This is a genomic window from Alcaligenes sp. RM2 (assembly GCF_052931795.1).
Window position 1 is genome coordinate 243484 of sequence record NZ_JBRFIO010000001.1, and the last position, 14569, is coordinate 258052.

Genomic DNA, 14569 nt, shown 5'->3' on the forward strand with positions numbered 1-14569 from the left:
AAATCCGAAAAAGACGATCTCCAATTATAATGAGTCCATGGCAAGAATACCTGCAACATCCCCTCGTTCGTCCCGGTCATCCAAAAATGTGCGTAATGGGCCTTCAGCCCTGCAACAGCGCCTGACAGGACTGCTGCGCGAAGCACGGTGGATTATCTTCGCTGCTCTGGCAGCCTGGCTGGGCCTGGTACTGGCAACCTGGGATCCGGGCGATCCCGGCTGGTCGCATTCCGTGCACTCGGGTCTGACCCAAAACGGCGGGGGCATCTTTGGTGCCCACATCGCCGATTTCCTCTTGTTTCTGTTTGGTCTGACGGCCTGGCTTTGGGTGGTGCTGCTGGTGCAGCGCGTGGCCGTGGGCTTTTACCGTCTGACCGCTTTGCTTTTGCCCAGCACTAAAAACGAGGATGTTCTGCCTCGGGTGCGCTGGGAAATTGGCATAGGCTTTTTCTTTTTGTTTCTGGGCAGCATGGGCCTGGAATCGCTGTTTTTTAAAGATCTGGGCCAGCAATGGCAGCTCCCTGCGGGGGCTGGTGGGCAGTTAGGCCAATTATTATCGCAACTATTAGTAACTTCGATAGGCTTTGGTGGAGCCTCTCTGGTGCTGATGGGCCTGCTCGCTGGCGGAGCCAGTTTGTTCTTCGGTTTTTCCTGGCTGACGTTGGCAGAACGTCTGGGCGGCTTCATCGAAGGGACGATTCGCCGTTTGATGACTTTCTGGTCAGCCCGTCAGGATCGTCGCGTGGGCGAGGTCAAACGTGCCGAGCGCACGGAAAGCGTGGTCGCCAAGCAGGAGCAACTGGTCCACGAACAGCCTGTGCGTATCGAACCTGCTTTTGTGGCTGTGCCCAAATCCGAGCGCGTCGAGAAAGAGAAGCAGCAGACCTTGTTCAAGGCGCCTCGTCAGGCTGGCGAAGCGGGCGATTTGCCTCCGCTGTCCCTGCTGGACCCCGCCTCTGACAATGTAGAAACGGTGTCGCCGGAAACCATTGAGTTCACCTCGCGCCTGATTGAAAAGAAATTGTCGGACTTCGGTGTTGCGGTGACGGTGGTGACCGCCCAGGCGGGGCCGGTCATTACGCGCTACGAGATTGAGCCTGCCACCGGCGTGAAGGGTAGCCAGATCGTGAATCTGGCCAAAGACCTGGCCCGTGCCTTGAGTCTGGTCAGCATCCGGGTGGTGGAAACTATTCCCGGGAAAAACCTGATGGGCCTGGAACTGCCCAACCCCCGCCGCCAAATGGTGCGTCTGGAGGAAATCGTAGGCTCGCAGACCTATCACAGCAGTGCTTCCTTGCTGACCATGGCTTTGGGCAAGGATATTGCCGGTAAACCCGTGGTGGCGGATCTGGCCAAGATGCCTCATTTGCTGGTGGCAGGTACAACCGGCTCCGGTAAGTCCGTGGGGATTAACGCCATGATTCTGTCGCTGCTGTACAAGGCAGACCCGGCAGACGTGCGCCTGATCCTGATCGACCCCAAGATGCTGGAAATGAGTGTCTATGAAGGCATTCCTCATTTGCTGGCTCCGGTGGTCACGGATATGCGTCTGGCCTCCAACGCCTTGAATTGGTGTGTGGCCGAAATGGAAAAACGCTACCGCTTGATGAGCAAGCTGGGCGTGCGTAATTTGGCCGGTTACAACGCCAAGATACGCGAAGCGCAAAAGCGTGAAGAGCCTATCCCCAATCCTTTCTCTTTGACGCCGGACGCTCCCGAGCCGTTGTCTGTTCTGCCCATGATTGTCGTCATTATTGACGAGTTGGCAGACTTGATGATGGTGCAGGGCAAGAAGATCGAAGAGTTGATTGCTCGTTTGGCCCAGAAAGCCCGTGCGGCTGGTATCCACCTGATTCTGGCTACTCAGCGCCCTAGCGTGGACGTGATTACAGGTCTGATCAAGGCGAACATTCCTACCCGTATTGCTTTTCAGGTGTCTTCCAAAATCGACTCGCGCACCATTCTGGATCAGATGGGTGCGGAAACCTTGCTGGGCATGGGCGATATGCTCTATCTGCCGCCCGGTACAGGTTTGCCTAAACGAGTGCACGGCGCTTTTGTCAGCGATGAGGAAGTTCACCGCGTGGTTGAACACTTGAAAGAACACGGCGAACCCGATTACATCGAAGGCCTGCTGGAAGGTGCTGTCGAAGGCGAATCGGGTGAGGGGGTCAACCCCGCTACTGGCATGGTCGATGCTGAAGCGGACCCGCTGTACGACCAGGCTGTTCAAGTCATTATCAAGAATCGTCGCGCTTCGATTTCGTCGGTGCAGCGTCATTTGCGTATTGGTTACAACCGGGCAGCCCGACTGCTGGAACAAATGGAACAAGCCGGTCTGGTATCGGCTATGCAGCCTAACGGTAACCGTGAAATTCTGGTCCCCGCAGGAGGTGCCAAAGATGAAGATTAAGACACTGCTGGTCAGCATGTTGCTGGCCACTACACCTGCCTTGACCATGGCCGCTTCGGCCAGCGAGCAATTGCGCTCTTTTGTGCAAGATGTGCGTGCTGCGAAAGGCGAGTTTTCCCAGCGTACGGTCGATAGCAACGGCCAGTCCAAAGGTGCGCCGCAATCCGGGCAATTCGTGTTTCAGCGCCCTGGACAGTTCAAATGGCATGTGCAACGCCCTTATGAACAATTGATCGTGTCTGACGGCAAGCTGCTTTATCAATACGACCCGGATCTGGCCCAGGTCACCGAGCGTGGTGTGGACCAGTCCATCGGCGCTTCGCCTGCTGCGATCTTGTTTGGTACTGGCAATCTGGAAGACTCCTTCCGTCTGGTTGAGCAAGATGCACGGGATGGATTGGAGTGGATCCGAGCCACACCGTTGCAAAGCGATGCCGGCTTTTCCTACGTAGACATCGGCTTCAAGGATCGTGAGCCACGTCGTCTGGAATTGCAGGACTCGTTCGGCCAAACCACGTATATCGACTTCACCGGCTTGGAACCGAACCCTCGGATTACCTTGGGTACCTTCACGTTCAAGGCTCCTGCCGGAGTGGATGTCGTCTCCATGCCTTGATGCACATTCTGTTTTTGTGCCGCTATCGTCAGGGTCAGTGTTTGGCTGGCTTTGACAAAACAAGTTTTCAATACAGACCTGGTCCGCTTGGCCAGGTCTTGCCATTTTAGGAAGGGCGATCGCCATGCGTGATTTGTTCGCTCAGGAACCCGCCGCACCTTTAGCCGAAGCACTGCGCCCCAAAACCCTGGATCAGGTGGTGGGGCAGTCTCATTTGCTGGGCGAGGGCAAGCCTCTGCGCCTGGCTTTTCAGTCCGGCAAACCACACTCCATGATTTTCTGGGGGCCTCCCGGCGTGGGTAAAACCACGCTGGCACGTTTGACGGCCAGTGCATTCGAATGCGAGTTCATCGCCTTGTCCGCCGTCTTTTCAGGCGTGAAAGATATCCGAGCCGCCATGGAGCAGGCCCAACAGAATCTGGCGATGGGCAAGCACACCATCCTGTTTGTGGACGAGATACACCGCTTCAACAAGTCTCAGCAAGACGCGCTTCTACCCTATGCTGAAAGCGGCTTGGTGACCTTTATTGGTGCCACCACGGAAAACCCGTCCTTCGAGGTTAATTCGGCCTTGCTGTCGCGGGCGCAAGTCTATGTGCTCAAATCCCTGACGGATGATGAGCTCAAACTCCTGCTACGCCGTGTACAGGAACAAAATGCCCTGGATGGCCTGGAGTTTGAGGATCAAGCCGTCGACACCTTGATCGGTTATGCCGACGGCGATGCCCGACGCTTTTTGAACTTGCTGGAGCAGACCAATACGGCCGCCAAGACTTCCGGCACCGAGCTGGTCACGACAGACTTCCTGCAAAATGCGCTGACCCTGAACTCCCGGCGTTTTGACAAGGGGGGCGACAATTTCTACGACCAGATTTCTGCTTTGCATAAATCGGTGCGCGGCTCCAACCCGGATGCCGCCTTGTATTGGCTGACCCGGATGCTGGACGGCGGGGCTGATGCCCGCTATTTGTCGCGCCGCATCATACGCATGGCTTGGGAGGATATCGGTCTGGCCGATCCGCGCGCCATGCAAATTGCCAACGATGCAGCCTTGACCTTCGAGCGCCTGGGCAGCCCCGAGGGGGAGCTGGCGTTAGGGCAGGCCGTGATTTATCTGGCTATCGCAGCCAAGAGCAATGCCGGTTATATGGCATACAACCAGGCCCGCGCCTTTGTGAAGCAGGATAAAAGCCGCGAAGTGCCAGTGCATTTGCGCAACGCGCCCACCAAGCTGATGAAAGAGCTGGGCCACGGTCATGCGTATCGCTATGCGCATGACGAGCCCAATGCCTACGCGGCGGGTGAGACCTACTTGCCAGATGGTATTCCCGATCCGCATTGGTATCAGCCCGTGCCTCGTGGTCTGGAAATCAAGATTGCTGAAAAAATGGAGCGCCTGCGTCAGCTGGATGAGCAGGCTGGTAAAAAAGACACCTAAGACAGGACAGGCGCTTGCCTGACCTGTCACCCCCGTATTTCCCGATATCTCCGTACTGCTTGCGCTGTGCTGCGCTTGTGGTGGCTTGTGGTTAAAATCACCAGATCAATCGGGATTGAACCATCACCTATATGGCTATTAAATGTTAGATCTGAACCAATTACGCAAAGACTTGGAGCCGCTGGTACAGGGCCTGGCGAAACGTGGCGTGCAATTTGACACCGAGCGTTTCCAGCAGCTGGAAGCCCGCCGCAAAGCGGTACAGGTGGAAACCGAAACCTTGCAGGCCGAGCGCAATGCACTGGCCAAACGCATCGGCCAGCTCAAGTCCAAGGGCGAAGACGCCAGCGAAGCATTGGCTCAATCCCAGCAAATTCCGGTGCGCCTGAAGCAGCTGGAGCAGGACTTGTCCCAAGTGCAGGCCGAGCTGTCCTCCTGGTTCGCCACGATTCCTAACCTGCCGCACGAAAGCGTGCCGGTAGGCGAGTCCGAAGAAGACAACGTTGAAGTACGTCGCTGGATCCCCGGTCCTAAAGATGATCAGGGCAATCCTGCGCACATCACCTTTGAGCCGCGTGATCACGTGGATCTGGGTGAGCAGTTTGGTCTGGATTTTGAAGCCGCTCGCAAGCTGGCTGGCGCCCGTTTCATGGTTCTGCGTGGTCCTCTGGCTCGCTTGCACCGTGCTCTGGCCCAGTTCATGCTGGATACCCAAGTGGAAGAGCACGGCTATACCGAGTGCTACACCCCATACATCGTGAACGCGTCCACGCTGTATGGTACCGGCCAATTGCCCAAGTTCAAGGACGATATGTTCTGGGTCACCAAAGGTGGTCAGGACAACGAGCCAGCCGATCCGACCGAATCCAAGCCTGAAGACCTGTACCTGATCTCGACCTCCGAAATCAGCCTGACCGGTACTGTGCGTGACGAGATTCTGGCCGGTGACGATCTGCCTATCCGCCTGACTGCTCACTCGCCTTGTTTCCGTTCGGAAGCCGGTAGCGGTGGCCGAGACACCCGTGGCGTGATCCGTCAGCACCAGTTCGACAAAGTTGAAATGGTGCAGATCGTTCATCCTGAAAAATCCTATGAGGCGCTGGAGTCCATGGTCGGTCATGCCGAGCACGTTCTGCAGGCTCTTGAACTGCCATACCGTGTAGTGCAACTGTGCACTGGCGATATGGGCTTTTCTGCCGCCAAAACCTACGATCTGGAAGTGTGGTTGCCTGCCCAGGACACGTTCCGCGAGATCTCGTCGGTGTCGAACTGCGAGGCTTTCCAGGCTCGTCGTCTGCAGGCGCGTTTCCGCGCCGACAGCAAGGCACGTCCGGAGTTTGTGCATACGCTGAACGGCTCTGGTCTGGCCGTAGGCCGCGCCTTGGTGGCTGTGTTGGAAAACCACCAGCAAGAAGATGGCAGCGTGATTGTGCCCAAGGTTCTGCGTCCTTATATGGGCGGACTGGAACGTCTGGTGCCGGCTAAATAAAGTCACTGTCCGAATGGAAAAAGGGCTGATGACCTTTGTGGTCCTCAGCCCTTTTTCATTCATGGTTCCGTAGTGATGGATTAGTCATCATCCCAGTAACGCTCCTGCTGTTTGCGCCAGCGCTTGTGAGCGCGTCGCTGCTCCTTGCGCCATTCCTTGTTGGAGCGACCATATTCCACGTAGCCGGGACGATAGACGTAACGTGGCGGGTGGTAAACCACTGGGGGTGGGGCGACATAAACCGGGCGTTCCACAACATGAGCGGGTGGGTAGTAGATCGGCCCGTAACCGATACCCGGAATACCGACATTGATATCGACATTTACACCGCCCGCAGAGGCGGCGCTGGTGCTCAAGGCCATTAAACCGGCTAATAGTAGTTTTTTCATAAGCTGCACCTCTAATGACACTAGCTGCAGCGATTGTTGCCTAAAACCTGTAGTCCAAACGTTAGGTAATCCTGGCAAAGCACTTCCAAACGCAACACGGTTCGTATGCGCTATGCCAGGGGTTTACCTTTCTTAACACATGTTTCTCCTTTTGCGGCAGGAGGGCATGAGTGCATCTAGAAGGTATGGCGTTCAACCTGACGATGGCGGACAGGGCGCCGGTTGTAGTTCGCGTGCAGCTGCCGACCGTGCACAGAATCCAGTTGCTTGCTCAAGTGTGGCGCATGGCGTACGTTGCGTTGCGCAGGCTCTGCACGTGGCTTGGAGTTGACTTCCAGAAACCAGAGACAGAGTGCGGCCCAGAAGAATAACGACAGGATATTGACCAGTCCGCCTCGCAAAGAAGCGTAGCCTGTCGCTTCTGAAGCCTGGATACGCAGTAGATCAGACAGAACCGGGATGGAACCCAAGGTTTCAACTACCAGGCTGCCTGGTATCCGAAAAGCCCAGCGCAGAGTCTGGAGAACCTCATTCAGGCTGTATATGCCGTCGCCGTTGGCGTCGATAATCCATTGGAAGGTTTGCATGACAATTCCTTTTATCAAGTCCAGCAAGTTGTGCCGGAATTACAAGGACTGCCTTGGAAAGGCAGGGCTGCGATGCATCAATGTGTGTTTCCAATATAGGCCTGCGGCTCAGGGTGAACAAGTGAATTAGGCCAAAATAGAGGGTAAACCCTTGATTGAAAAGAGCTCTTTGGTTTGAGTGGCTGGTCTTATCAAGAAACTCCGCTCTTTGACGCAAGTGCTATGTCTCTTTAGTGCTTGTCAAAGAGTGTTCTTTGATCTATATTTATGGGCTTGCTTGTAACCATATAAGCAATCGCGGACAGGTGGCAGAGTGGTCGAATGTACCTGACTCGAAATCAGGCGTACGTGCAAGCGTACCGTGGGTTCGAATCCCACCCTGTCCGCCACCTGGAATTTTGAAAGCCCTTGATTATTCAAGGGCTTTTTTATTTTCTGCTGGTTTGATCGTCCTGCTCTCTCAGCATGGTTTATTGGCTGTTTTGTCACATAAGAACGTTAAGGTAAAAGTGTCAGTCGCGGCCGATGTTCGGAAAACTCATCCGCAACATTGTGTATGGCCGACTTTTCCCCGCGCAGGCCGAAGTTCTAGGGGGTAATGCGCTAGTACTTGGTCCGATGGCGTTTGGCCTTGTTTTGCAAGCCTTGATGATTCCGGACAAAACGAGCCCATTGCATTTCCCGGCAGTGCAGGCCGGCGAGTACACTTTGGGTTTCAGTTCCCTGTTGTCAATACTCACGAGGTATCTATGCTGAAAGGTAAAAAAGCGGTCGTAACAGGATCGACCAGTGGTATCGGTCTGGCCATGGCCACCGAGTTGGCAAAAGCCGGTGCAGATGTGGTGATCAATGGTTTTGGTCAGCCTGAAGATATCGAGCGCGAGCGCAGCACGCTGGAGTCCAAATTTGGTGTCAAAGCCTATTATCTGAATGCAGACCTGAGTGATGCACAGGCCACGCGCGACTTTGTTGCCAAGGCGGCAGAGGCCTTGGGCGGTCTGGATATTCTGGTCAATAACGCCGGTATTCAGTACACCGCGCCTATCGAAGATTTTCCGGTTGATAAATGGAACGCCATCATTGCCTTGAACCTGTCGGCTGTATTTCACGGCACAGCGGCTGCCTTGCCTATCATGCAAAAGCAGGGTTGGGGGCGCATTATCAATATCGCCTCGGCTCATGGTCTGGTGGCATCGGTAAATAAATCGGCTTATGTGGCTGCCAAGCATGGTGTCGTGGGTCTGACCAAAGTGACCGCACTGGAAAATGCTGGCAAGGGTATTACGTGCAACGCAATCTGCCCGGGCTGGGTACGCACTCCCTTGGTGGAAAAGCAGATCGAAGCTATCAGCCAGCAAAAAGGGATTGATATTGAAGCTGCCGCACGCGAGCTGCTGGCTGAGAAACAACCTTCCCTGCAGTTTGTGACTCCTGAACAATTGGGCGGTGCTGCTGTGTTCCTGTCGTCTGCCGCCGCAGACCAAATGACGGGTACGACGCTAAGTCTGGATGGTGGCTGGACGGCTCGCTAATTGCTGTCAAAGCGTGTTTTGTAGATGGCAGATAAAGGGCATGGCCCTTTATCTGTTTGGATAGAAAGGATATAGGCGCATGTTGTTATTGCTCTCGCCAGCGAAAAAGCTGGATTACGATTCCCCTGTACGCACGCAGCTGGAAACCCAGCCTCTGTTTGTGGAGCAGGCGCAAGGCTTGATTGATATTTTGCGCACTCAGTCCGAAGAGGATATTGCCGGCTTGATGAAGCTGAGCGACGACCTGGCGCGCTTGAATGTCCAGCGTTACCAGGAGTGGGAGCCCAAGTTTGACCGCTCCAATGCCCGTCAGGCCATTCTGGCTTTTAATGGTGATGTATATGAGGGCATGGCTGCAACGGATTTGTCGGACAAGGAGCTGAAGTGGGCCCAGGACCACATTGTGATTCTTAGCGGTTTGTATGGTGCTTTACGTCCTTTGGATTTGATGCGTCCTTACCGTCTGGAAATGGGCACTCGCTTGAAGAATCCCGAAGGTGCCAATTTGTACGCTTACTGGGGCAGCCGGATTGCCAATTATTTGAACGAGCGTCAGGAAGGCGAAGCCAAGCCCGTTGTCTTGAACTTGGCTTCCGAAGAGTATTTCAAGGCGGTCGATCAAAAAGCCTTGCGTGCCCGTGTGGTTCAGTGCGTTTTCCAGGACGAGAAAAACGGTGTCTGGAAGATTATCAGTTTCTACGCCAAGAAAGCCCGTGGTTTGATGGCCCGCTTTGTCATCGACAAGCGTGTGCAAACAGTGGAAGGCTTGAAGGCGTTTGATCGCGAGGGGTATGTATTCCAGCCTGAGCTCTCCAGCGAGGACAAGCTGGTGTTCCGTCGCTCCGAGCAGGAAAGTATGTAGCTTTATTGCTTGCGCCGTAGGAGTAGCTCTTTAGCTGATCTGCGGTCTTGCAGGTAAAAAAAAAGAAAGGCAAGGCCATGTATTTGCGCCTTGCCTTTTTATTCTTGGTCCTGCGAATTGAAGAGGGCTGGACACCCTATGCTCTTTTGCCTTGTGCCTTGTGCCTTGTGCCTTGTGCCTTGAGTTCTTGTTTATTTGGTCCCGACAACGAGCTCCAAATGTATACGGGACATGGCATGGTCATCAGGCCCCTTGCTGCTTCAGTTCCTGCTTGCGCTCAGGCGGCAGTTGCGGGCCAGCGCTGTATTCCAGGCCTCTCATATCCTGACGTATCAGTTGGGCGGCCTTGACCATCTGACGGATAGGGTAGGCCAGCATGGCCAGCTCACCTTCGGTTTCGATGGAAGCAGGCGGGTCAGCATCCTGGTCGTTAATCAGCGCGCCAATGGCATCCAGGGAGTTCTGGATGCCTGGCGGAATCTGACTCAAATTAGCCAGAAGCGGGGTAGCGGCGCTGATTTGCGAGGCCAGCACGTGGTTCTGAATCAGCAGGTTGTTCAGCAGGGATACATTGGCTTGTCGGCTGACAGGCTCATCCATCATGCGATAAAAGGCCGAGGCAAAGTTGCTGAAGGCAATGTGTACGTTCTTGTTTGCCACTTGCCAGGCGGTGTCGGCTTCCATCAAGTCCAGATCCACCTGGTTTTTTTGGGCCTCTGTCATGGTGGGTTCGCCTTCCTGACCGTTTTTAAGGATCTGGTTATGCAGGCGGCTCAAGCGAGCGAATTCCAGCCCTGCACGCCAGAACTCTTTGTTGGCGGCCAAGGCTGCTCGGGCCAGGCCTGTCATGGCGCTGGACTCCCAGTTGGGCAGCAGGTAACTGGCGGCCATGGCGATGCCGCAACCAATCAGCGTATCCACCAGACGTTCTCCAATGATGAAGGAGCCGCCCGTGGACAGGAATTGGAAGGACAAAATCACAAAGATTGTGTTGAACAGGGCCGATAGCAGGAAGTTCAGCTGAACCAGGCTGTTACCCAGGAGGTAGGCCAGCAACATGGCGATCAGATACAGCTCGCGGTTGTCCGTTAGCTTCAGAAGCAGGAAGGCCGCCCCGCAGCCCAGTACCGTGCCAAAAAGGCGCCAGCCATTGCGTTGGCGCGTGATGGCAAAGCCCGGTTTCATAATGACCAGAATGGTCAGGATGATCCAGTAACTGTGTGCTGTCAGTGCACTGACCAGGCCCAGTTCGCTTTGGAAATGAGCGCTGAGTGCACCCACTCCCAGGGCCACCATGGACGCAATGCTGACACGTGCCGCGTAGCGGAAGTGCGAAGACTTCAGCTTCATATTGCTGCTGAGCATGCCCAAACGCAGTTCTTCACGCGAGAGCATGCGGCTTAGCGATTTATTCAGGTATTGATCGACTGGCATATTCTGGCTGGCACGATGCGACAGGCTTGCCATGCTGTCCACAATGCGGTTCAGGTTACGCAGTCGGCGCAAGACCTGGACTAGCAGGGCGTAGGTCTCAGGGTCGGATTGAGACATGCCCTGACGTTTGTACTTCTCCAGCTCGTATTCCATGGCGCGGATTTCCGCTTTGACGCTGGAGCGACGGGTGGTGCGAGCGCTGCGCGAAACATTCATGGCAATGCGGCCGATATCCAACGAAAGCTTGTGCAAGCCATCACGCGCAAAAACCATGAAATCGCTGTCGGAAAGCTGACGGCGCAGGACGGTGTAGTCGGTATAGGTCGCGACCAGCGAGTCCAGAATGCTGACCATATTCAAGAAGATGGTCAGCAGTGCCTTGCGATGGTGATCGCCTCGTCCATAACCGCGCGGCAATTCACGCAGTACCACGTCGCGAGCAGCCTGGTGCTTTTCGGTCATATTGGATTGAAGATTGATCAGCCGTCTATAGCAGGCGTCCAGATCCGAGGTGGAGTCATAGAATTGCGAGCGCGCTTCCATGTATTCAGCCGTGGCAAACAGGGCTACCGCCAGTGTCTGGCGCTCTTCCCGATACCAGAACAAGCGTCGGAACAGGGTGCTGAACAAGTAATAGGACAGACCGCCGGCAAAGGAATACAGCGTGTGCGCCAGTACCTCGTGAGGCTGCATGGGAAAGCGCATCGTCAAGGTCATCAGCAGCAGGGCGGCAAATCCGATCAGCCCGCCGCGACGACCAAACACGGAGAACATGCTGTACAGAAAGCACAGAAACGGTACGCACAGCACCAGCAGCAGGGGAGAGCTGGAGGCCAGACCTGTCAGGCCAACGGTGACCGTGCCCAGCGCAATACCGCCCAGCATTTCATTGTTGCGATAGCGGCGTGGGCCGCCGGGCTGGTCAATGATGGCAACGCAGGTGGCACCCATGGACGCAATGACGCCAATGTCATAGTGACCAAAGAAGCGGCCCAAAATAATGACCGGCAACAGCACACCGATGGACTGGCGCAGTCCGCCGAAAAAATAGTGGCTATACAGGAATTGTTTTAATTGTGGGATGGGCGATGCCATAAAATACCCGGACAGCTCGTCATAGGTAGACAGTATATCGTTTTACGTATGCAAGCTTTAAGCCTGTTTTTTTGCACTTTACCAACAATCACAGTTGCTCGCTTTGTGCAGTCAAGGTAAAGTAACCAGGTGTTTTTGCTCCTTATCCGAGCAAATTGTAGCGAGGCACTGTTAACCGGGCCATCCGCCCGGTTTTTTGCGCCTAAAAACTTTGTTGCTGGCCGCGTCACAAGCGTGGGATGCCAGGACTTCCGTTTCAAGCTAACGCATACGTTTGTGTATGCACGCACTGGGTGTCGAAGAGTGCAGGCCGGACGGTAATGTGTCTGGGTGGTGTGGTCCTGTGGGCCATGAAGCGCCAGATCATGTTGCTGACATCGGTTCAAGCTCGGACCGTCGTGGTCAGTCGATATTGCAGAGCAAGACTGAAAGGAAAACTCATGTCTGAATTAAATGGCGCAGATATTGTTGTGCGCACGCTCGCGGACGAAGGCGTGGAACACGTTTTCGGTTATCCGGGTGGTGCCGTTCTCTATATCTACGACGCAATCTTCAAGCAGGACCGCTTCCAGCACATTCTTGTGCGTCATGAACAGGCTGCTGTTCATGCTGCGGATGCCTATTCCCGTTCGTCCCAAAAAGTTGGCGTGGCACTGGTAACCAGTGGCCCGGGCGTCACCAATGCCGTCACCGGTATTGCGACCGCTTACCTGGACTCCATTCCGATGGTCATCATCAGTGGGCAGGTCAGCACCCAGGCAATTGGTGAAGATGCTTTCCAGGAATGTGATGCCATCGGTATCACCCGTCCTTGCGTCAAGCACAACTTCCTGGTGCGCGATGTTCGTGATTTGGCCGATACCATTCGCAAGGCATTTTTTATTGCCACGACAGGCCGTCCTGGTCCTGTGCTGATTGATATCCCCAAAGATATTACGACTGCAACGTGCAAATACACGCCCAAGCGTGGCGAGGTCAAGATGCGTTCCTACGCACCTGTGATCAAAGGCCATCAGGGGCAGATCAAGAAAGCTGTCCAGATTCTCAATAGCGCCGAGCGCCCGCTGATTTACGTTGGTGGTGGTGTGGTGCTGGGTAATGCTGACAGCGAACTCAATGAGCTGGTCAAGTTAAGCGGTGCCCCTTGCACGACTACCTTGATGGGTCTGGGTGCCTATCCAGGTACGGCGGATCAGTACATCGGCATGCCCGGCATGCATGGTACTTACGAAGCCAATATGACCATGCAGCATTGCGACGTTCTGATCGCAGTGGGTGCACGGTTTGATGATCGAGTGATTGGTAATACCCGCCACTTCGGTCAGAACCCACGCAAGATCATTCATATTGATATTGATCCTTCGGTAATTTCCAAGCGCGTGAAAGTTGATGTGCCTATCGTGGGCTGTGTCAAAGACGTGCTGACAGAGTTCAATGAGCTGTATGCGCAAAGCCGTCAGGAATCGCAGAACCAGCCCTCCCTGAATGATTGGTGGAAACAGATCAATGTCTGGCGTGGCAAGAACTCCTTGGCCTACGCCAAGTCGGACGAGCTGATCAAGCCGCAATACGTGGTGGAATCCCTGTGGGAAGTGACGGGCGGCAACGCTTTCGTGACTTCTGATGTGGGTCAGCACCAGATGTGGGCGGCTCAGTACTACAAATTCAATAAGCCTCGTCGCTGGATCAATTCCGGTGGCCTGGGCACGATGGGCGTGGGCTTGCCTTACGCAATGGGTGTGCAAATGGCCAACCCTGGCCAGGATGTTGCCGTCATCACTGGTGAGGGCTCCATTCAGATGAACATCCAGGAACTGTCTACGTGTAAACAGTACCGCTTGAGCCCCAAGGTTCTTTGCCTGAACAATCGTTATTTGGGCATGGTGCGCCAGTGGCAGCAAATCGACTACGGCTCGCGCTATTCCGAGTCTTACGTGGATGCACTGCCTGACTTTGTCAAACTGGTGGAAAGCTATGGTCACGTGGGTCTGGAGATCGACAAGCCAGCCGATGTGGTCCCCGCTATTCGCGAAGCCTTCACCACGCACAAAGACCGCCTGGTATTTCTGAACTTCATCACGGACCAAACCGAAAACGTGTTCCCGATGGTGAAAGCAGGCCGCGGCCTGACAGAAATGCTCTTGGGCCCGGACGATCTGTAAGGAGAGAATCATGAAACACGTCATTTCTATCCTTCTGGAAAACGAGCCCGGCGCACTGTCCCGTGTGGTCGGCCTGTTTTCGGCCCGTGGCTATAACATCGAGACCTTGACGGTTGCTCCAACCGAGGACGACACCCTGTCTCGCATGACTATCGTTACCCGAGGGGCGGACGACGTCATCGAGCAGATCACCAAGCACTTGAACCGTCTGGTTGACGTGGTCAAGGTGGTGGATCTGTCCGAAGGCCCACACATCGAGCGTGAACTCATGCTGATCAAAGTGCGGGCGGTGGGCAAGGAACGTGAAGAGATGAAGCGCATGGCGGATATTTTCCGCGGTCGCATCATTGATGTTACGGACAAGACATACACCATCGAATTGACCGGTGTTCAAGACAAAATTGCTGCTTTCATCAATGCGCTGGATCGTACGGCCATTCTTGAAACAGTGCGCACCGGGGTCTCTGGTGTCAGCCGTGGCGAACGAGTCTTAAAGCTGTAAGCCAAGGCTTTTTCAGGACATAATTACCGCTTTTATTCAAGGAGCTGCTT

11 protein-coding genes and 1 tRNA gene are annotated in these 14569 nt (G+C 54.8%); 9 read left to right on the forward strand and 3 right to left on the reverse strand.

The annotated features are described in order from the left end of the window. Positions 1–37: 37 nt before the first annotated feature. The 4 genes from ACU6HM_RS01095 (at position 38) to serS (ending at position 5956) form a co-directional block, all read left to right on the forward strand. The gene (locus ACU6HM_RS01095) at positions 38–2413 is read left to right on the forward strand and encodes a DNA translocase FtsK (RefSeq protein ID WP_031232634.1); all 2376 of its coding nucleotides are present in this window, start codon (positions 38–40) and stop codon (positions 2411–2413) included. Next, entirely contained in the window at positions 2403–3029 is a 627-nt protein-coding gene (gene lolA, locus ACU6HM_RS01100) for an outer membrane lipoprotein chaperone LolA (RefSeq protein WP_009456740.1), read from the forward strand. The genes ACU6HM_RS01095 and lolA overlap by 11 nt, the downstream gene beginning before the upstream one ends. A gap of 124 nt (positions 3030–3153) precedes the next feature. Continuing rightward, complete coding sequence (locus tag ACU6HM_RS01105; RefSeq protein WP_009456739.1) at positions 3154–4467, forward strand: replication-associated recombination protein A; 1314 nt, start codon at positions 3154–3156, stop codon at positions 4465–4467. A 142-nt stretch (positions 4468–4609) separates the two neighbouring features. Further along, positions 4610–5956 (forward strand): serine--tRNA ligase, encoded by a 1347-nt coding sequence (gene serS / locus ACU6HM_RS01110; RefSeq protein ID WP_021446897.1) that lies wholly within the window; start codon positions 4610–4612, stop codon positions 5954–5956. Positions 5957–6036: 80 nt separating this feature from the next. Here the strand turns inward: serS and ACU6HM_RS01115 are convergent, their stop codons facing one another. After that, complete coding sequence (locus tag ACU6HM_RS01115) at positions 6037–6345, reverse strand: hypothetical protein (RefSeq protein WP_026483206.1); 309 nt, start codon at positions 6343–6345, stop codon at positions 6037–6039. 176 nt (positions 6346–6521) lie between these two features. Further along, positions 6522–6932, reverse strand: coding sequence for a hypothetical protein (locus ACU6HM_RS01120; RefSeq protein WP_009456725.1), 411 nt, complete (start codon positions 6930–6932; stop codon positions 6522–6524). A gap of 299 nt (positions 6933–7231) precedes the next feature. Here ACU6HM_RS01120 and ACU6HM_RS01125 point away from each other — a divergent pair. The 3 genes from ACU6HM_RS01125 to yaaA all read left to right on the forward strand — a co-directional run bounded on the left by ACU6HM_RS01125 (position 7232) and on the right by yaaA (position 9326). After that, a tRNA-Ser gene (locus ACU6HM_RS01125) sits at positions 7232–7321 on the forward strand. Between the two features lie 360 nt (positions 7322–7681). After that, a complete protein-coding gene (locus tag ACU6HM_RS01130) occupies positions 7682–8464 on the forward strand; it encodes a 3-hydroxybutyrate dehydrogenase (RefSeq protein WP_446763256.1) in 783 nt (260 codons plus the stop codon). A 79-nt stretch (positions 8465–8543) separates the two neighbouring features. Further along, positions 8544–9326, forward strand: coding sequence for a peroxide stress protein YaaA (gene yaaA, locus ACU6HM_RS01135; RefSeq protein ID WP_446763257.1), 783 nt, complete (start codon positions 8544–8546; stop codon positions 9324–9326). Between the two features lie 243 nt (positions 9327–9569). Here the strand turns inward: yaaA and ACU6HM_RS01140 are convergent, their stop codons facing one another. Next, positions 9570–11855: an FUSC family protein gene (locus ACU6HM_RS01140; RefSeq protein ID WP_021446894.1), complete on the reverse strand. Its 2286-nt coding sequence runs from the start codon at positions 11853–11855 to the stop codon at positions 9570–9572. Between the two features lie 440 nt (positions 11856–12295). Between ACU6HM_RS01140 and ilvB the strand changes: the two genes are divergently transcribed. After that, positions 12296–14017, forward strand: coding sequence for a biosynthetic-type acetolactate synthase large subunit (gene ilvB, locus ACU6HM_RS01145; protein ID WP_021446893.1), 1722 nt, complete (start codon positions 12296–12298; stop codon positions 14015–14017). 10 nt (positions 14018–14027) lie between these two features. After that, a complete protein-coding gene (gene ilvN, locus ACU6HM_RS01150) occupies positions 14028–14519 on the forward strand; it encodes an acetolactate synthase small subunit (RefSeq protein ID WP_003801075.1) in 492 nt (163 codons plus the stop codon). Positions 14520–14569: the final 50 nt, after the last annotated feature.

Coding starts and splice junctions, on each gene's coding strand:
- ACU6HM_RS01095 (WP_031232634.1), top strand. CDS start 38: ATGGCAAGAATACCTGCAACATCCCCTCGTTCGTCCCGGTCATCCAAA.
- lolA (WP_009456740.1), top strand. CDS start 2,403: ATGAAGATTAAGACACTGCTGGTCAGCATGTTGCTGGCCACTACACCT.
- ACU6HM_RS01105 (WP_009456739.1), top strand. CDS start 3,154: ATGCGTGATTTGTTCGCTCAGGAACCCGCCGCACCTTTAGCCGAAGCA.
- serS (WP_021446897.1), top strand. CDS start 4,610: ATGTTAGATCTGAACCAATTACGCAAAGACTTGGAGCCGCTGGTACAG.
- ACU6HM_RS01115 (WP_026483206.1), bottom strand. CDS start 6,345: ATGAAAAAACTACTATTAGCCGGTTTAATGGCCTTGAGCACCAGCGCC.
- ACU6HM_RS01120 (WP_009456725.1), bottom strand. CDS start 6,932: ATGCAAACCTTCCAATGGATTATCGACGCCAACGGCGACGGCATATAC.
- ACU6HM_RS01130 (WP_446763256.1), top strand. CDS start 7,682: ATGCTGAAAGGTAAAAAAGCGGTCGTAACAGGATCGACCAGTGGTATC.
- yaaA (WP_446763257.1), top strand. CDS start 8,544: ATGTTGTTATTGCTCTCGCCAGCGAAAAAGCTGGATTACGATTCCCCT.
- ACU6HM_RS01140 (WP_021446894.1), bottom strand. CDS start 11,855: ATGGCATCGCCCATCCCACAATTAAAACAATTCCTGTATAGCCACTAT.
- ilvB (WP_021446893.1), top strand. CDS start 12,296: ATGTCTGAATTAAATGGCGCAGATATTGTTGTGCGCACGCTCGCGGAC.
- ilvN (WP_003801075.1), top strand. CDS start 14,028: ATGAAACACGTCATTTCTATCCTTCTGGAAAACGAGCCCGGCGCACTG.